Below are 16,407 nucleotides of genomic sequence, written 5' to 3'. Positions count from 1 at the left end.
TGACGCCGCGAGAAGCAGCGTTTCACGGAGATACTCTCAGAACAGATGGCCCGGACTTCGTCATTGATGCGACACGATCTGTGCGCGCTTCACATGACAGGAGCACCAAGATGACCGTCTCTCCTTCCGGATCGATCGCAGCATCCGTGCGGTCCGCGACGCCGAAGTCGCCGAACCGCTACACGGAACTGTCCCAGATCGTGACCCGAAGCGGCCTCATGCGTCGTCGTTACGGCTATTACTGGACGAAGCTCGTCGCGGCCCCGATCGCCATCGCGGGTGTGCTCACCGGCCTTATCCTCATCGGCGACAGCTGGTGACGGCGACCGTGCTGGCCGTCGTTCTCACGCAGGTTGCCATGCTCGGGCACGACGCTGCCCACCGCCAGATCTTCCGCTCCGGTCGGTGGAACGACTGGACCACGTTGGTGATCGGAAATCTCCTCGTCGGAATGAGTTACGGGTGGTGGCAGCACAAGCACACGCGACATCACGCCAACCCGAACAAGATCGGCAGCGATCCCGACATCGAACTGCCAGTCATCGCGTTCACGCCGGAGCAGGCGGACCGTCGGCGCGCCAGCCGAAGCGGACCACTGCGCTGGCTCATCGCACACCAGGGGGTGCTGTTCTTCCCGATCTTGCTGCTGGAAGGTCTCTCGCTGCACGCATCGAGCGTGCGTCGCGTGTTCTCACGAGAACCGCGGCGTCGCCGTCCGATCGAGATCGCCTTTCTCACCGTCCGGATCGTCGGGTTGGTCATGCTGGTGTTCTTGGTGCTTACGCCCGGGATCGCCCTCGCTTTCATCGGCGTTCACCTCGGGGTGTTCGGCGTCTGCATGGGCATGGTGTTCGCACCGAACCACAAGGGGATGCCACTCGTCCCGGCCGACCAGAAGGTGGACTTCCTCCGTCGTCAGGTTCTGATGAGCCGGAACATCCGAGGCAACCGGCTGCTGGACACGGTCATGGGAGGGCTCAACTACCAGATCGAGCATCACCTGTTCCCGTCGATGCCCCGACCGCACCTCCGCGAGGCGTCGGCGACGATCCGCGCCTACTGCCAGGAGCACGGCGTGGCATACACCGAGACGGGTCTCTGGCAGTCCTACGGAATCGTCGTCCGGTACATCAACAGGGTCGGGCTCGGCGAACGCGACCCCTTCGAGTGTCCGCTGCTTCAGCAGCGGCAAACGCTTTAGCCGGATCCCGCCAGCGGGCGGCGCCCGGGCGCGGTCACAGGAGTAGTCGCCCCGCGATGATGTCGGCGGCGATGACGCCGATTCGCGCCTGCGTCGAGCGCGCATGACTCCGGGTCCGCGCGAACGCCTCATCCATATCGATGTTCTGTCGCTGAGCGAGATATCCCTTGGCCTGCTCGATCACCACCCGGCTGTCCAGCGCCCGCTGGAGCTGCGCCTGCGCGAGTTCGGACTCCTCGACCAGCCGCTGCTGCAGGATGCTGATCGTGGCGATGTCCGCCAGCGCCCGGGCCGCGGCGGCATCGGCTGCATTGAGCGCGCCCGGTTCATCCTTTAAGAGATTCAACGATCCGAGCGTCGAGTCGCGCAATTTCGAGCGTCGTCGACACTCGTCAATGGTTTACGAGATCGACGCATCGGTGTGGTGCAGTGGGCCAGTTCTCGCCTTTCGGCATCGAGATGTTCGGTGAAGAACGATCAGGCGCTGAGCGAATTTCAATCCGGTCCCGCGAGACGGGGATCTGGGGACAAGAGGATGACATGTCGGAGACGGTTGCCGCCGAGGGCGTAGCCGAGCCGCAGCGTCCGGACGTCGGGGCGCTGCTGGAGAGCGTGCGACGCGCTGATGCGCGAATCGGGAGGTGTCGACGCGGGACATCGCTGAGCGAGACGGACCGAGCCGCGATGAGGTTCCTGCTGGAGAGCGGACGGACGGCCGAGGTGACCACGTCGATGATCGTCGCCGCCCTTCGGCTGACGGCTCCGTCAGGCACCGCGCTGGTCGGCCGGCTGCTGGCTCGCGGTCTAGTGGTGGTCGCCGGCAGCCCTGTTGATCGCCGCAAGAAGACCGTCCTTCTGGTCGACGACACCGTGAACGCTGATGATCTCGACCCGCTCACTGCCACCCTTCGCGCCGTCGCCGACCGTCTGGTATTCAACGATGCCCGCGTTGTCGCCGGCTTCCTGCAGGAGGTCCTGGCCACGATCACCCGCGCCGGTCAGATGGCGTCAGCGCCAGTGGTCACGTGAAAGGTCGATTCCGGCAGCCATCGCCTGGCGAATGCCGCCGATAAGCTACGGGCCGTGGGAGCGCGCGACGAGCCTACTCACGGAAGGCTTGTGCGCCGCGGGGTGGACGTCACGTTGTTCGCTACCGGGGGCTCCTTCACGGCACGCACCCGGGCGCCCGTCGTGAAGCGCCCGGGGTCCTATGGCGATAAGTTTCCAACGAGCGCGTGCCGTTTCGTTCGGCTGAAAACTAAACCCTCTTCGTTTTCGCGGCCTGCATCGATAGACCGACCTCGATCAGATATGTGAGGGGTAGTGGACCGAAAACGTCCACAGTCTCGCCGCCAAGCTGTCGTGGGAAGGCAACCACCAATTCGATGGCTGATATCGAGTTCGTCGAGATCCCCCACGGTGCACGACCGGGCGCGCGATGACTGTTCCATGTCTCCTCGTTTCATCCCTTCCGCCACGGACGCGTCGTATGGGCCAACGAGCTGCCCTCCTGCGCACACGCGACAGGAGCGATGGCAACAGCGGACGCTGAATGCATCAGGGCCGGCATGGGCACGTCGATCGACCGGTGCGCCCGCCGCCGCGCTCTGCTGCTGGTGCGATCTGGTGTTTCGGCGCGATGCCGGGTCGGCGGAACGGACCGCGCTCCGTTCCCACGCCACCAGGGTTATGGACCGCAGACCAGACTCTCGACCGCCGGAGACGATCTGACGTGACACGTTCCGCGCTCATCTCAGAATCCCTCTGCCGCCGGCCAGTTGTCGTGCGTGAAGTCATCGGGGCCGAACGGGTCGGATCCTTCGTCATCCGGCACCAGAGTTCGCTCGATCAACACCAGGACACCCGGACTGATCAGGATTGACACGGCTGACCCCGCCGCCGACGTCGGCAACGTGACCACGCCGCCTCCAGCTCGCACCGCGTCGGTGAGTTCAGCGAGGACTGCGGCTTCGTCGGCCGCTCTCGGGAGGCGATGGACGTATTCTCCGATGGTCAACTCGATCGCGTACACGTGCCTCCGATTTGTTTGAGCATACGCCCGCCTCGCCGCGGTCGCCGTGGGGCTTGCACAATGTGAGGAAGTGTGCGCCAGCCCAAGTGGCCCGGATGGTGGGCACGTTGCGACGCACGCATCGGTGTGTTCTCCATCGAGGTCGGTGGACTTCTCGCGCGCCCTCGTTCCGCAGCCTCGCTGGAGCCCCCATCGAGCCGGGGCTGACGAATCACTCCGCGCGGGCGACGCTGCGAACCTGCAGTGCGCCGGGCCTGACGCTGATCCGTACTCGGCTGGCGTGACCGAAGCTGTCGCCGTCGAGTTCGACGACGTGGGGAGCTTCGAATCGCCCTTCGAAAATGTCTGCCCTGCACGTAGGCCAGCGCATGCAGATCCGGTGATCGTGCGAGTAGACGCCGAGTGAGCAGAGAGCGGCGCGCCGCGTTCTGGAGCGTGAGTCGAGTTCCGATCTGCGCCCATCCGAAGCGACGCGCTGGGCGCATGATGACGACGTCCAGAAGCCCGTCGTCGATCACCGCCGAAGGAATCAGAAGCATGTTGCCAGTGAGGGTGCCGCAGTTGCCGACGATGATCGTGTGCGCTCTAGTAGACCTCGTCCGCCCTCTGTCGACTCGGTACGTGAGATGGAATAGCCGGTTGGCGATGATAGACCTCGCAATCGGCGTGACATACGCGAACCAGCCGAGACGTTGCTTCGCGATCGCGCTCGTGTTCTGCGCCATCTGCGCGTCCAGCCCGATGCCCGCCATCACCATGAAGACGTGCGTGCGCCGAACGTTTTCCTCATCTTGAAGTTCGGCGACACCGACGTCGACCGAGCGATCGAGCCCGGCGAACGCCATCGAAACGCTGGCGGCGATGTCGTTGAGCGACACTCCGAGGTCGCGCGCCAGCAGATTGCCCGTGCCGGAGGGAACCAGCGCAACCGGAATACCGGTGTCGGCCAGCACTTCGGCCACAGCGCGGACAGTGCCATCTCCGCCGGCGACGATGACGACGGCCGGCTTGGCACCTGCAGCCTCTCCTACGGCTGCCCGCCCGGAATCATGGCTCCTCGTCGCATACCAACGGGTGGGACCCCACGCGCAGCGACCCTCATGTTCGGCGACGGCCGCGCGAATCCGGTCCAGAGGCGCCTTCGCCGGGTTGTAGATGACGGCCGCGTACGGCTGCGCTCTGCTCAAGTTTGCCAATGCGCTCATCGCCGACTTCGGCCCGCATCGCGCCGAGCAGCGGAACGCTCAGCATCCGTGACCGGCAACGCCGCTGGGGCGCCCAAACCGGCATACGCACCGCGTGCTCGAGTTCGCGCCGCCATGACCCGTACGATACGCCGGGATGCCGATCGGCTCCCGATGCCGACGAACGCGGACTCAATACCAAGGCATCTCGTCGTCATCACGGCTGACCGTTGGTGTCGTAGACGACAGTCACATCGTTACTGAGAAAGCCGCGACCGCGAATCGATCGAGCGCCGGCGACCTGATTAGTCCAGTCTCCGGCCGAGGGGGTCCTCGACGTCGCTGTGGACCGCGTCAAGCGGGTCGTCAGGGATGGGGACGCGCGCGATGAAGACCGGCACGCCAGGGCTGATGAGTACTGACCTGGAGATCTCTGAGCTAGGCGGCAACTCCACGACGCGGCAGCCGGCGCGCACCGCCTCCGTCAACGTGCGGCCATGTCGTCGTCAGTGCGGGAGGCAACGTAAGCGTGGTCACCGATGATCAGTTCCGTCGGGTGCACGGCGTGACCCATCCGTCCTCTTCCCGTGCCACGGTAGATCGCCTGTCCCGGGCTAACCTCGGGATCGGCAGGGCTCTAGGAAAATTGAGCATCCCGTTGGGCCGGTCATCCGGACTGAACTCCGTTAGTGCGGGGTGCAACTCTCTAGAGGCGTCTCACATAGACTGCAACGCCCTCCGCATCCTCGATGTCGAGGCGGTACTCCTCGCCGCGGAACCACGCGACGGTGGGGACTGATCCGTCGGATTCCCGGTCGAGGATTTCGATGCCGACAGTGACGCGGCGGCGGCCGCCGGTAACCACCTCGTCGAATCTGGCCTTGCACACGTTCGGCGGTTCCATCCACCGAGCGTACGCCGCAGTCACAGGGCAAGGCTCGAGCGCGAATGTCCGCAGTGATCGCCGACGTTCGAGTGGCGACGCGCTCCGTTTCTGAGAGCGTGCACATGTGAAGGCCCTACTGTCACAAGATGAGCAGCGGATCCGATCAGCCGTACAACCAGACGCTGGACGAACGTCGGGCCGCTCGCGACAAGCGATGGGCGGAGGCCAGAGCGGAGGACTGGCACGCGGACAGATCCATACCTTCAACCGTGCTTCAGCCCCGCGTGAAGGAACGCCTCCGCTCGCTAAAACCAACCGACATCCCCTCGCGCGCCCGGCGATGATCCACAGAATCCACCCGATTCTGCATAGGCATCCGTCCCACGAAGACTGTCCGCGCTCGGCTTGGACGCGCCGCTGGCTCGGAGCGATCCTCCAAGAGGCGCGTGCGTGGGCGTCCGTGGTCCACGCCCGGGGGCCGGTGGCGCCGGGTGGCTGTACAGGGTTCGGCGATAATCGCGTGGCCCTGGCGTGCGCTGGCGCGGATGATGGGCTGCCCGACCCGGAGTTCTCTGAGCGACCGAGCCCCTTTCGATCCCAACAGACAGCGGACCCGCGGGCGTAAGCCCGATCTTCCGGGATCCTTGGTGGACCCGAGTGGGACTCGAACCCCTGACCCCCTGACCTCGGTTCAAATCTCTTGCTCGTTCGAGGGCCGCCCTGGCCCCGGTCCCGCTTCGCGCAGACGCTCTTCGCGGCGAAGTGCAATCCGTCCACGGACAATCTCCCTGTGGGTATCCAGATCACCAAAACGTGGCGGCGTGTCATTTCGCAGCGTGTCTCCCATCGGGTTCGAGATGATCACGCCCTCGCCGGCCGCGAAGTCCAGGAGCAGCTCGATCACCTCGCGCGAGTGGGCGGCCGCCTTCTCCGACTGGATCCTCTGGACGGCCAGGTGATGTTCGATCCGTTCCGCGGTGATCTCGCGGATCGTGATCTTTCCGAAGTCGGGGACGAGCTGCGTTCGCACGATGCGGTCACACAGCGCATGGGTGACTGCGCTCACTTCGGAGAACCACCCGAGGTCGCCGAGCCACACCTACACGAGTTCGTCGAAGGGGTCTCGCGGCGTGAGATATCGCCAGCCATCGAGCTCCGAGAATCGCAGTCGCTCAGCCATCCGCTCTTTCAGCAGTGCGCGAGCGGCGGGGGCGGTGTCGGCGGTCGCTGTCACGCGGTGGAGCTCTCCATCCCACAACCGCAGTCGCGCGATTGCGCACGTCTGACCGCTGGCGACGACGTGGGTGGTGATGGTGCCGTGTGTGCCCATTTCGAGGGGCGGTCGTCCTGTGCGCATGATGCACCTTCCTTGCCTGTCAGGATCCGAGGACTTCGTCGAGGATGTCGGTCGTGATGGGGTCGACTTCGACGGCGGAGACGACGTAGCTCGCACGCGTGATCTGCTCGTTCGCGTGCCCGAGGAGACGCGAGGCGAGCGTGATGCCCGCGGCTCGCTCGACGAGCGTCGCGGTCGTCCGTCGATAGAGGTGCGTCGTGAACTCGTCGACATCGACACCCAATGCCCTCAGCTCGGCCGCGTTGTCTTCAACGAAGGTGCGCAGCAGTCGCTCGTAGTTGCTCACGCTCATCGGCCGCCCCGTCTTCGTCGGAAAGAGGAACGCATCCTCCCCCGGCCCCGCGAGCACCAGCCGACTGCGCACGGCCGCCGCCGCCACGGCCGGCAACGCGATCCGTCGACGCTGCGGGCGCGCTTGGGCGCATCCTTGCGGTGCAGCCCCTGTTTCTTGGTGCTCACGATCGTCCCGTCGACGAGCACGGTTGACGGCGAGGTGGTCATGTCGACGTCCTTGCGACGCAGACCGATGCACTCCCCCACGCGCGCCGAGGTGCCGAGCATGATGTCCATGCCGTCGATCAGCGCCCGGTAGTTCGGGCGGGGTCCGGGACCACCGGTCGCCCGCCACCGATGCATAAGGTCCCGGATCGCGGCGACCTGTTCGGCGTGAGAACGGAGGTCTTCTTCTCCGGCATCGGCAGCCGCTGCACGTCGCGGACGGGATTGCGAGGGATCGCGTCATCCCGCACCGCGTAGCCGCAGATCAGTCCGAGCACCGCTCGGGCCTTGCGGGCCTTCGAGAGCGAGCCCTCGCGCATGATGCCCTGGATGATCCGGTCGCAGCGACCGACCGTGAGCTGATCCAGCGTGACGGCGCCGCACATGGGCTTCAGGATGAGTCGCACGGCCGACTCGTAGGACTCGAGCTTCGAGTGCGCGAGGCTTCCGGCGTCGGCACGCGCGTTCGCCTGCACCAACCAGGCGTCGGCCGCCTCGGCGATCGTGCTCGACCCCGTGAGCGCGCCGGCACCGCCTGACGTCAACGACCCCACCAGACGCCGAAGCTCGGCGCGCGCGTCCTCTTCGGTGGTACCCGTGGCCTTGAGCTGCCGGACCTCGCCTGCGTCGTCACGCATCCGGGCGCGGGCACGGACCCGCCCTCCGGCGAGCTTCGTGATCTGCACCGCGCCGATCTCGCCTGCCTGGATCCGCGGCCTAGGCATGACGCTGCTCCCGCGCCCAGGCGAAGACCTCGGCGAGGTCATAGCGGACGTGCCGGCCGAGCTTCATGTACGGCGAACCGACATGGTTCAGGCGCCAGTCCTCGAGCGTGCGCTCGGGCACCTTGATGATGTCGGCGATCTCCGCCTGCGTCTTGAAGTCCGGCGGTGCGACGCCGGAAGTGCCGATGTCCATGCACATCAGGTGCGCCGACATCCCCCGTGGACACCCGTACGAGATGCCACCAGAGCGTGGAGATCGGGACACCGACCCGGCCCGCAGACGTGCGGAAGGGTTCTTGGTCCCGTTTCTGGTCCCGGACCCGGTCAGACGGGTGGAAGGGCCTCTAAACGAGGGTGGATTCTGCTGCGGAATCCTGCAAAAAACAGTGCTGGGGTACCTGGACTCGAACCAAGAACAACTGAACCAGAATCAGCCGTGTTGCCAATTACACCATACCCCAAGGCGTTTCCGCCGAAGCGGTGCCGAGGAATGAGTCTACGTCACCGCGGCACCTGCTCCAAACCGAGGCGCTACCCGCGCGCGTCGACCAGTGCGCCCAGGCGCCGGATCGTCTCGGCTTTGCCGAGCAGCTCCATCGACTCGAACAGCGGCGGCGAGACGCGGCGACCGCTCAGCGCGACGCGCAGCGGGCCGTATGCGACGCGCGGCTTGAGGCCGAGCCCGCCGTCCTCGGCGGGCGTGATGAGCGCGCCGGCAAGGGCATCCTGCACCGCGGCGGCCGAGAAGTCCGTGTCGGGCACGAGCTCCAGGGCGCCCACCGAGGCCACGAGCACCTCGTTCGCGTTGGCCGGAAGCGACGCGAGCGCATCGTCCTGATACGCGAAGTCATTCGTGAACAGGAAGCCCAGCAGGCCCGGCGCGTCGCCGAGCAGCTGCATTCGCTCCTGGACGAGCGGTGCCGCGGCCGACAGCATGGCCTGCTGCGCAGGCGTCGGGGGTTCTTCGACGACCGCCGCGGCCACGAGGTAGGGGACCAGGCGCGCCGCGAAGTCGTCGGGCGCCAGCATCCGGATGTGATCGCCGTTGATGGACTCGGCCTTCTTCTGGTCGAAGCGGGCAGGGTTGGGGTTGACGTCGACGATGTCGAACGCCGCCACCAGCTCTTCGAGCGAGAAGACGTCGCGGTCCGGCCCGATCGACCAGCCGAGCAGGGCGAGGTAGTTGAGCAGCCCCTCGTGGATGAAGCCCTTGTCGCGCTGCAGGAACAGGTCGGCCTTCGGGTCGCGCTTCGAGAGCTTCTTGTTGCCCTCTTCGCCCAGCACGAGCGGCATGTGCGCGAAGCGCGGGATGAAGGTGGTGACGCCGGCATCCACCAGCGCCCGGTACAGGGCCAGCTGACGTGCGGTGGACGGCATGAGGTCCTCGCCGCGGATCACGTGGGTGATGCCCATCAGCGCGTCGTCGACAGGGTTCACGAACGGGTACAGCGGCACACCCCCCGCACGCACGAGCACGAAGTCGGGGAACGATCCTGCCGGGAACGTCACCTCGCCGCGGATCAGGTCGACGTACGTGAGGTCCTCGTCGGGCACGCGCAGGCGCCACGCCGGCTCGCGGCCCTCCGCGCGGAAGGCCTGCTTCTGCTCGTCGGTGAGGCCCCGGTCGTAGTTGTCGTAGCCGAGCTGCTTGGCGCGGCCGTTCGCCTCGTTGCGCGCGTCGATCTCTTCCGCCGTCGAGTAGCTCTCGTAGACCGCTCCGGCGGCGATCAGCTTGTCGAGCACGTCGCGGTAGATGTCGTGGCGCTGCGACTGGCGGTACGGCGCGTGGGGCCCGCCGACCTCGACGCCCTCGTCCCAGTCGATCTTGAGCCAGCGCAGCGCATCGAGCAGCTGCTGGTAGCTCTCTTCGCTGTCGCGGGCCGCATCGGTGTCTTCGATGCGGAAGATCAGCTTGCCGCCGTTGTGCCGCGCGTAGGCCCAGTTGAACAGCACGGTGCGGATCAGTCCGACGTGCGGAAGGCCGGTCGGCGACGGGCAGAAGCGGACGCGGACGTCGGCGCCGGTGGCGGTCGTGGTGCGGGGATCAGGCGAAGAAGACATCGCCTGCAAGTCTAGTTCGCGGATGCCGTCGCGCCGGGGTCGCCCGACGGGCCCGTGACGAGGCGGGCCAGGGCCGCGAGCGTCGCCCGCACGGCCGGGACGCGGTCGGCCCCGCGCGCCGTCACCGTGTGGATCGTGCGCTGCTCCCCCGCCGGCAGCGGAACGATCGCGAGCCCCGGCAGCTGCGGGAACGATTCGATCGCCATGCGCGGCAGCGTCGCGACGCCGATGCCCTGCGCGACGAGTCCCTCGACGGCGACGAAGTTGTCGGTCTCGAACGCGATGCGCGGCGCGAAGCCGGCGCGGCCGCACAGCTCCAGCAGGTGACCCCGGCAGCGGGGGCAGCCCGCGATCCAGGCGTCGTCGGCGAGCGCGGCCACGTCGACCGACGCGGTGCCGGCCCCGGGATGGCCCTCGGGGAGCACGGCGAGCATCTCGTCGACGCCGATCGAGCGCACATCCAGGCCCCGTGCACTCGACCCGTGGGGATCGTCGCGGTCGCCCGGGTAGCTGAACGTCAGTGCGATATCGGTGCGGTCCTCGCGTACCGCCTCGACGGCCTCAGGCGGCTCCGCCTCGACGTACGTCAGCGAGATGCCGGGATGCCGCACCGCGAGCTCGGCCAGCAGCCTCGGCACGACGGTCGGCGAGGCCGACGGGAAGGCCATGAGCCTCACGCGCGCCGCGCGCAGGCCCTGCAGTTCTGCGAGCTCGCCCGCAGCGGCATCCAGCGCGGTGGTCACGGCGGGCGCGTGCCGCGCGAGGATCCTGCCGGCGTCGGTGAGGCGGACGCTGCGGCCCACGCGCTCGACGAGCGCGACGCCGAGGCGCTGCTCCAGACGCTTGAGCTGCTGGCTGACCGCCGGCTGGCTGTAGCCGAGTTCGAGCGCCGCCCCCGTGATGGAGCCGGCATCCGCGACGGCCTTGACCAGCCGCAGCTCCCTCGCGTCGAACCCGGGGTCGTCGTCGAAGACTTCCGTCATGCACCGAGCATAAGCGTGCGTTATGGGTTTCATGGGATACCTGCCGTAGACGTGTGCAATAGGCTCCTCCAGGCTGGAGGGCATGTCCGCACTGGTCGACTCCTCCCCCGCGATCCGGGCCGCGCAGCGCGAGTTCCCCGGCGGCCGCGACTACCTCGCGGCCTGCACGACGGGGCTCCCGAGCCGGTCCACGCGGGCCGCGGTCATCGCCGATCTCGACGCCGCCGCTGCAGGACGAGTCGACCTCACCGCGTACTGCGCGGCGGTGGAGCGCTCTCGCGCGCTGTTCGGCTCTCTCGTGGGCGTCGGTGCCGAGCGCGTCGCGATCGGATCGCAGACCTCCGTCGCCGCCGGCCTCGTCGCCGCCTCGCTGCCCGACGGAGCCGAGGTGCTGGTCCCGGAGGGCGAGTTCTCGTCGATGGTGCTGCCGTTCCAGCACGCCGGGCGCGGCATCCGGGTCCGTACCGCACCGCTCGACGATCTCGCCGCCCACGTCCGCGCCGACACCGCGCTCGTCGCGTTCTCGATCGTGCAGTCCGCCACCGGAGAGGTCGCGGATGCCGCCGCCATCGTCGCCGCCGCGGCCCGTGCCGACGCGATGACGATGTGCGATGCGACCCAGGCGATCGGGTGGCTTCCCGTCGCGGCATCCGATTTCGACGCCGTCGTGTGCCACGCGTACAAGTGGCTCTGCGCGCCGCGCGGCGTCGCGTTCCTCGCCCTGTCGGAGCGGCTCGCCTCTCGCATGACGCCGATCCACGCCGGCTGGTACGCCGGCGACGACCCGTGGTCGTCGTGCTACGGGGGCGACGTCGAACTCGCCGCCGACGCGCGCCGGTTCGACGTGTCGCCGGCCTGGCAGGCGTTCGTGGGCGCGGCGCCGGCACTCGAGCTGTTCGCCGCCCTCGATCCGGCCGACCTGCATGCGCACGCGACCGGGCTCGCGACCGCGTTCCGCACGGGCATGGGGCTGCCGGTGCCCGCGCGCGCGTCGGCGATCGTCACATGGGACGATCCCGAGGGGTGCGACCTCGCCCGGCTCACCGCCGCCGGCATCACCGCGTCCGGTCGCGCCGGGCGCGCCCGCGTCGCATTCCACGTCTTCAACGACGGCGACGACGTCGACCTGGCTCTCGCCGCGCTCGGTCGCTGATCCGGCACGGACCGGCGAGACGGCGGCGCGGCACGGCACGGGCACCGATCGGGTCGGCCGATCGGCCGAGGCGGTCGAGCCTCGAGGCCGATGTGCAGGAAGGCGAGGCGGCGCGAGCATCGAGCCATGACCGTCACCGCCGCGCGCCGCACGCGCCCACGTCGTCCGGAATGGCTCGTCCCCGCGGGGCTCATCGCCGTGAGCCTCGTGCCCATGCTCGCGGGCACGCTGCGCCTCACGCAACTCGCCGCCGGCGGACCCGTGACGGCGGGCAACGCCCGCTTCTTCGACTTCCCCGTGCCGGTCATCGTGCACATCGTGGGTTCGAGCCTGTTCCTCGTGCTGGGCGCGCTGCAGTTCGCACCGTCGCTGCGACGACGGCGGTGGCACCGTGTCTCGGGCCGGATCGCCGCGCCCGCCGGTCTGCTGTCGGCGCTGTCGGCGGTGTGGATGACGCTGTTCTCGGACCTCCCCGACACCGACGGCCCGCTGCTGTTCGGCCTGCGGGTCGTGCTGGCACCGGCCATGGCCGCCGCCATCGTCGTGGCCGTCGTCGCGATCCGGCGCGGGGATGCGGCCACCCACAGCGCCTGGATGACGCGGGCGTACGCGATCGGCCTCGGGGCCGGCACGCAGGCGGTCGTCTTCCTGCCGTGGACGCTGCTGCTCGGCGCACCCGGAGTGCCGGTGCACGATCTGCTGATGGGGCTCGGATGGGCGGTCAACCTCGCGGTCGCCGAAGTCGTCATCCGGCGGCGTCGCCGCCCTAGTCTGAGCGCATGACCAGCGCGCTGAGCGCGATGTGGGACGCGCCGCCCGCTCTGCCTCGACCGCCACGGCGGACGTGGCGGGACTGGGCGCTCGTCGGCATCCTTCCCCCGCTCACCTTCGCCGAAGCGGCGCTGCGGACCGATGTGCCCTCGCGGTGGGTGTGGGCCGTCGTGCTCACCGCGCTGATCCCGACGCTGCTGTGGCGGCGGGAGCGGCCGTTCACGATGCTGGCGATCGCGTTCGGCACCGGCACGATCGCCGGGCTCATCGTGGGCGGCGACCCGCAGCTGATCGCGTCGGCGTGGTTCCTGATCCTCGTCTATGCCGTGTTCCGCTGGGGGTCGGGCCGCTCCGCGCTGGGCGGGGTGCTGCTCGTCGCCGGCGGCACGCTGCTGTCGTTCCTCGCCGACAGACCGCAGGCGGGCGACCTCGTCGGCGGGATCGCGGTGGTGGTCGCGACCGCGAGCCTCGGCCTCGCCCTGCGCTGGCGCTCACGGGCGCATTCACGCGAGCTCGAACGCGCCCGCCTGCTCGAACGCGAGCGGTTCGCCCGCGACCTGCACGACACCGTCGCCCATCACGTGTCGGCGATCGCCGTCCAGGCGCAGGCGGGGGCGATCCTCGCCGCGGACGACCCCGCCGCGACCGTGACCGTGCTGCACCGCATCGACCGCGAGGCCTCTCGCACCCTCGACGAGCTGCGGTCGATGGTCCGGCTGCTGCGCGAGCCCGGCGCAGGCGCCGTCGCCCCGGCCGCGGGCCTCGACGACCTGCGCGCCCTGGCGGGCACCCGGAGCACCGCCGGCTCGTCACGGGGGCTCCAGGTGCGGGTCGACGTCGACGCAGATGCGGACTCGCTGCCCTCCGCGGTGGCGATGTCCGTGTTCCGGATCGCCCAGGAGGCGACGACGAACGCCGTCCGGCATGCCCGCGACGCGACGGCGGTCGAGGTGCGCCTGCGCGTCGACGGTGAGGGCGCTCGCCTCGACATCCGCGACGACGGGCACGCCGCGGCATCCGTCGGTCCCGGATTCGGGCTGACCGGCATGGCGGAGCGGGCGGCTCTGCTGGGAGGCACGCTGGCCGCAGGTCCCGCGGCCGACGGCGGCTGGCTCGTCACCGCGCACCTGCCTCGGGCAGGATGGGCGTCGTGACGGTGCGCGTGCTGATCGCCGACGATCAAGAGCTGGTGCGCACCGGACTGCGCGTGATCCTCGGCGCGCAACCCGGCATCGAGGTGGTGGCCGAAGCCGCCGACGGCGCCGAGGCCGTCGAGATGGCTCGCGACCTGCGCCCCGACGTGAGCCTGCTCGACATCCGCATGCCCGGCATGGACGGGCTGGCGGCGACCCGCGCCCTCGCGGGCCCCGGCGTCGCCGATCCGCTCGCGGTCGTCGTCATGACGACCTTCGACCTCGACGAGTACGTGTACGAGGCGCTCCGGTCGGGCGCCCGCGGCTTCCTGCTGAAGAACGCCGGACCCGCCCTGTTCGCCGAGGCCGTGCACGCCGCCGCCCGCGGCGACGCGCTCATCGACCCGGCCGTCACCGTACGGCTGATCGGGGTGTTCGCGGACGCGCCGCGGTCGGGGCACGCCCCGCCGTCGCCCGCGAGCCCGCTCACGGGCCGGGAGGAGCAGGTGCTGGCCGCGCTGGCCCGCGGTCTGGGCAATCCCGAGATCGGCCACGAGCTGCATCTGTCGCTCAGCACCGTGAAGACGCACGTGGGCAGCATCATGTCCAAGCTCGGCGCGCGCAACCGCGTCGAACTGGCGATCTGGGCCCATGAGCGCGACCGCGCCGGGCGCGGAGTCGTCGAGAAATAGACTGCTGAGGCGGGTCGGCCGGATCCCGCACCGACGGAGGCCGCATGTCCGCACACTCGCACCGCACTGTGCTGCGTGGCGGCGTCGTGGTCGACGGCACGGGCATGCCGCGGCGGCGCGCCGACGTCGAGATCGCGGGCGACCGGATCGGGGCGATCGGCGAGGTCGACGACCGGCCGGGGGATGCCGTGGTCGACGCGACCGGCAGGTTCGTGATGCCCGGCCTCATCGACGCGCACGCGCACGTCGATGGGCGGGTCTTCGACCCCGGCGTCCAGCTCGCGCTGCTGCGACAGGGCGTGACCACGGTGATCGGCGGGCAGGACGGCGTCTCGTACGCACCCGGTGACGGCGCGTGGGCGTCCCGCTACTTCGCCGCCATCAACGGCGCGCACCCCACGTACGCGGGCGGCGGCGTCGCCGCACTGCTCGCGTCGTACGACGACGCCACACCCCTCAACGTCGGCTATCTCGTTCCGGCCGGCACTGTCCGGCACGAGGTGATGGGCATGCAGACGGCGCGGGCGGATGCCGTCCAGCTGGCCGAGATGCAGCGGCTCGTGGCCGAGGGGCTCGACGCCGGCGCGCTCGGGCTGTCGACCGGGCTCGACTACGTGCCGGGCGTCTTCGCCGACGCCGAGGAGCTCGCGGGGCTGTGCGTCCCCCTCGCGTCGGCCGGCGCCCTGTACGTCACGCACATGCGAGGCGGGTACGAGGCGAACACCGCGGCCGGTCTCGCCGAGGTCGTCGCCATCTGCGCCGCCGGCGACAGGCACGGCGGTGTGCGCGGTCACGTGTCGCACCTGCACGTGGACGCCGACGACGCCGAGCGGCTGCTCGCGGATGCCGCGTCCGCGGGGGCCGACCTGACCTTCGACATGTACCCGTACACGCGCGGGTGCACGCTCGTGTCGATGGCCGTGCTGCCGCCCGAGTACAGCGCGCTCGACGTCGACGACGCGGTGGCGCGCCTGACCGACCCGGTCGAGCGCACGCGGCTGCGCGACGCGTGGTTCCCGGCCGTGGCAGACAAGCCGAGCCTCGGCCCCGACTGGCCCTCGATGATCCGCATTGGGCACACGCCGTCGCCGGAGTGGGCGTGGGCCCCGGGGCTGACGATCGCCGAGATCGCCGGTCGCCGCGGCACCGACGTCGTGGACGCGACGCTCGATCTACTCGTCGCCGGCCGGCTCGAGGTCAACGCGGTGATGGCGGTGCGCGACGAGCGCCCGGTGGAGAACCTCGCGCGCCTCTTCGCGCTCGACGGTCACACCGGCGGTTCGGACGGCATCTTCGTGGGCGCTGTCCCGCATCCGCGCGCGGCCGGCGCTTTCGCGCGGATGCTCGGGACGTACGTCGGACGCTCCTTCGAATGGGAGGGCGCGGCCGTGCACCTGGCGGCCCGGACCGCCGAGCGCTTCGGGCTCGACGGTCGCGGGGTCCTGCGGACGGGGGCCGCCGCCGACATCGCGATCGTCGACCCGCTCCGCGTCCGCGACGCCGCCACCTACGACGACCCCGGCGCCCTCGCCGTCGGCATCGACGACGTGTTCGTCAACGGCGTGCACGTGCTGCGCGACGGCACGCTCACCGGCGCCCGGCCCGGCCGTGGTCTGCGTCGCGCAGGCTCGGCCGCCGGCATCCACTTCCCCTCTTCGCACCCGCTTCCGCTGTCGCAACCGGCGCCCGCTCGGCACGGTTCGTGACAAAGGAACCTCCACCACTCCGAGA

Annotated in this window: 17 protein-coding genes, 1 tRNA gene and 1 pseudogene; 7 read left to right on the top strand and 12 right to left on the bottom strand. The window is 69.4% G+C overall.

Translation table 11 applies throughout. The features are described 5' to 3' along the window. The first annotated feature begins 110 nt into the window (after positions 1-110). Positions 111-1,201: pseudogene (locus FB391_RS10075) on the top strand (fatty acid desaturase family protein). A 34-nt stretch (positions 1,202-1,235) separates the two neighbouring features. On the opposite strand, the gene FB391_RS10070 reads toward FB391_RS10075, so the two are convergent. After that, the gene (locus FB391_RS10070) at positions 1,236-1,571 is read right to left on the bottom strand and encodes an ANTAR domain-containing protein (RefSeq protein ID WP_246093450.1); all 336 of its coding nucleotides are present in this window, start codon (positions 1,569-1,571) and stop codon (positions 1,236-1,238) included. Between the two features lie 59 nt (positions 1,572-1,630). Between FB391_RS10070 and FB391_RS10065 the strand changes: the two genes are divergently transcribed. Further along, positions 1,631-2,230 carry a MarR family transcriptional regulator gene (locus FB391_RS10065; protein WP_141894271.1) on the top strand — a complete coding sequence of 200 codons (600 nt, stop codon included), beginning with the start codon at positions 1,631-1,633 and terminating at the stop codon, positions 2,228-2,230. A gap of 724 nt (positions 2,231-2,954) precedes the next feature. Here the strand turns inward: FB391_RS10065 and FB391_RS10055 are convergent. The 11 genes from FB391_RS10055 to FB391_RS10015 all read right to left on the bottom strand — a co-directional run bounded on the left by FB391_RS10055 (position 2,955) and on the right by FB391_RS10015 (position 10,927). After that, complete coding sequence (locus FB391_RS10055; protein WP_141894270.1) at positions 2,955-3,233, bottom strand: hypothetical protein; 279 nt, start codon at positions 3,231-3,233, stop codon at positions 2,955-2,957. Beyond that, complete coding sequence (locus tag FB391_RS10050; protein ID WP_246093449.1) at positions 3,215-4,438, bottom strand: diacylglycerol/lipid kinase family protein; 1,224 nt, start codon at positions 4,436-4,438, stop codon at positions 3,215-3,217. The genes FB391_RS10055 and FB391_RS10050 overlap by 19 nt, the downstream gene beginning before the upstream one ends. Before the next feature lie 685 nt (positions 4,439-5,123). Further along, a complete protein-coding gene (locus FB391_RS10045) occupies positions 5,124-5,321 on the bottom strand; it encodes a hypothetical protein (protein WP_141894269.1) in 198 nt (65 codons plus the stop codon). A 673-nt stretch (positions 5,322-5,994) separates the two neighbouring features. After that, on the bottom strand, positions 5,995-6,369 hold the full coding sequence (locus FB391_RS10040) for a hypothetical protein (protein ID WP_141894268.1): 375 nt from the start codon (positions 6,367-6,369) through the stop codon (positions 5,995-5,997). A gap of 310 nt (positions 6,370-6,679) precedes the next feature. Continuing rightward, positions 6,680-7,009 carry a tyrosine-type recombinase/integrase gene (locus FB391_RS19935; RefSeq protein ID WP_246093487.1) on the bottom strand — a complete coding sequence of 110 codons (330 nt, stop codon included), beginning with the start codon at positions 7,007-7,009 and terminating at the stop codon, positions 6,680-6,682. Then, positions 6,949-7,230, bottom strand: a complete 282-nt coding sequence (locus tag FB391_RS19930) for a site-specific integrase (protein ID WP_246093496.1) — start codon at positions 7,228-7,230, stop codon at positions 6,949-6,951. The genes FB391_RS19935 and FB391_RS19930 overlap by 61 nt, the downstream gene beginning before the upstream one ends. A gap of 8 nt (positions 7,231-7,238) precedes the next feature. Then, complete coding sequence (locus tag FB391_RS19925; RefSeq protein ID WP_246093448.1) at positions 7,239-7,883, bottom strand: hypothetical protein; 645 nt, start codon at positions 7,881-7,883, stop codon at positions 7,239-7,241. Further along, positions 7,876-8,076 carry a helix-turn-helix domain-containing protein gene (locus FB391_RS10030; RefSeq protein ID WP_141894267.1) on the bottom strand — a complete coding sequence of 67 codons (201 nt, stop codon included), beginning with the start codon at positions 8,074-8,076 and terminating at the stop codon, positions 7,876-7,878. Before FB391_RS10030 ends, FB391_RS19925 begins: the two co-directional genes overlap by 8 nt. 196 nt (positions 8,077-8,272) lie before the next feature. After that, positions 8,273-8,344: transfer RNA gene (locus tag FB391_RS10025), tRNA-Gln, on the bottom strand. A gap of 70 nt (positions 8,345-8,414) precedes the next feature. Next, on the bottom strand, positions 8,415-9,944 hold the full coding sequence (gene gltX, locus FB391_RS10020) for a glutamate--tRNA ligase (protein WP_141894266.1): 1,530 nt from the start codon (positions 9,942-9,944) through the stop codon (positions 8,415-8,417). Positions 9,945-9,955: 11 nt separating this feature from the next. Continuing rightward, positions 9,956-10,927, bottom strand: a complete 972-nt coding sequence (locus FB391_RS10015) for a LysR family transcriptional regulator (RefSeq protein WP_141894265.1) — start codon at positions 10,925-10,927, stop codon at positions 9,956-9,958. Positions 10,928-11,009: 82 nt separating this feature from the next. Here FB391_RS10015 and FB391_RS10010 point away from each other — a divergent pair, with 82 nt between their 5' ends. The 5 genes from FB391_RS10010 to FB391_RS09990 all read left to right on the top strand — a co-directional run bounded on the left by FB391_RS10010 (position 11,010) and on the right by FB391_RS09990 (position 16,382). Next, the gene (locus tag FB391_RS10010; protein WP_141894264.1) at positions 11,010-12,080 is read left to right on the top strand and encodes an aminotransferase class V-fold PLP-dependent enzyme; all 1,071 of its coding nucleotides are present in this window, start codon (positions 11,010-11,012) and stop codon (positions 12,078-12,080) included. A gap of 126 nt (positions 12,081-12,206) precedes the next feature. After that, the gene (locus FB391_RS10005) at positions 12,207-12,863 is read left to right on the top strand and encodes a DUF2306 domain-containing protein (RefSeq protein WP_141894263.1); all 657 of its coding nucleotides are present in this window, start codon (positions 12,207-12,209) and stop codon (positions 12,861-12,863) included. Beyond that, a complete protein-coding gene (locus FB391_RS10000; protein ID WP_221886295.1) occupies positions 12,860-14,005 on the top strand; it encodes a sensor histidine kinase in 1,146 nt (381 codons plus the stop codon). Before FB391_RS10005 ends, FB391_RS10000 begins: the two co-directional genes overlap by 4 nt. Continuing rightward, on the top strand, positions 13,993-14,676 hold the full coding sequence (locus FB391_RS09995; RefSeq protein WP_425462946.1) for a response regulator: 684 nt from the start codon (positions 13,993-13,995) through the stop codon (positions 14,674-14,676). The genes FB391_RS10000 and FB391_RS09995 overlap by 13 nt, the downstream gene beginning before the upstream one ends. A 44-nt stretch (positions 14,677-14,720) precedes the next feature. Continuing rightward, entirely contained in the window at positions 14,721-16,382 is a 1,662-nt protein-coding gene (locus tag FB391_RS09990) for an N-acyl-D-amino-acid deacylase family protein (RefSeq protein WP_141894261.1), read from the top strand. Positions 16,383-16,407 lie beyond the last annotated feature (25 nt).

It is taken from the genome of Microbacterium kyungheense, from assembly GCF_006783905.1.
In the GTDB taxonomy this organism is placed as follows: domain Bacteria; phylum Actinomycetota; class Actinomycetes; order Actinomycetales; family Microbacteriaceae; genus Microbacterium; species Microbacterium kyungheense.
The sequence above is the reverse complement of the archived record's forward strand: the minus strand, read 5'-3'. Positions and strand labels throughout refer to the sequence as shown.

Excerpts from the sequence above, each read along its gene's own strand:
- FB391_RS10050 (WP_246093449.1), bottom strand. The coding sequence starts at position 4,438 with ATGAGCGCATTGGCAAACTTGAGCAGAGCGCAGCCGTACGCGGCCGTC.
- FB391_RS10045 (WP_141894269.1), bottom strand. The coding sequence starts at position 5,321 with ATGGAACCGCCGAACGTGTGCAAGGCCAGATTCGACGAGGTGGTTACC.
- FB391_RS19930 (WP_246093496.1), bottom strand. The coding sequence starts at position 7,230 with ATGGACATCATGCTCGGCACCTCGGCGCGCGTGGGGGAGTGCATCGGT.
- FB391_RS19925 (WP_246093448.1), bottom strand. The coding sequence starts at position 7,883 with ATGCCTAGGCCGCGGATCCAGGCAGGCGAGATCGGCGCGGTGCAGATC.
- FB391_RS10030 (WP_141894267.1), bottom strand. The coding sequence starts at position 8,076 with ATGGACATCGGCACTTCCGGCGTCGCACCGCCGGACTTCAAGACGCAG.
- gltX (WP_141894266.1), bottom strand. The coding sequence starts at position 9,944 with ATGTCTTCTTCGCCTGATCCCCGCACCACGACCGCCACCGGCGCCGAC.
- FB391_RS10015 (WP_141894265.1), bottom strand. The coding sequence starts at position 10,927 with ATGACGGAAGTCTTCGACGACGACCCCGGGTTCGACGCGAGGGAGCTG.
- FB391_RS10010 (WP_141894264.1), top strand. The coding sequence starts at position 11,010 with ATGTCCGCACTGGTCGACTCCTCCCCCGCGATCCGGGCCGCGCAGCGC.
- FB391_RS10005 (WP_141894263.1), top strand. The coding sequence starts at position 12,207 with ATGACCGTCACCGCCGCGCGCCGCACGCGCCCACGTCGTCCGGAATGG.
- FB391_RS10000 (WP_221886295.1), top strand. The coding sequence starts at position 12,860 with ATGACCAGCGCGCTGAGCGCGATGTGGGACGCGCCGCCCGCTCTGCCT.
- FB391_RS09995 (WP_425462946.1), top strand. The coding sequence starts at position 13,993 with ATGGGCGTCGTGACGGTGCGCGTGCTGATCGCCGACGATCAAGAGCTG.
- FB391_RS09990 (WP_141894261.1), top strand. The coding sequence starts at position 14,721 with ATGTCCGCACACTCGCACCGCACTGTGCTGCGTGGCGGCGTCGTGGTC.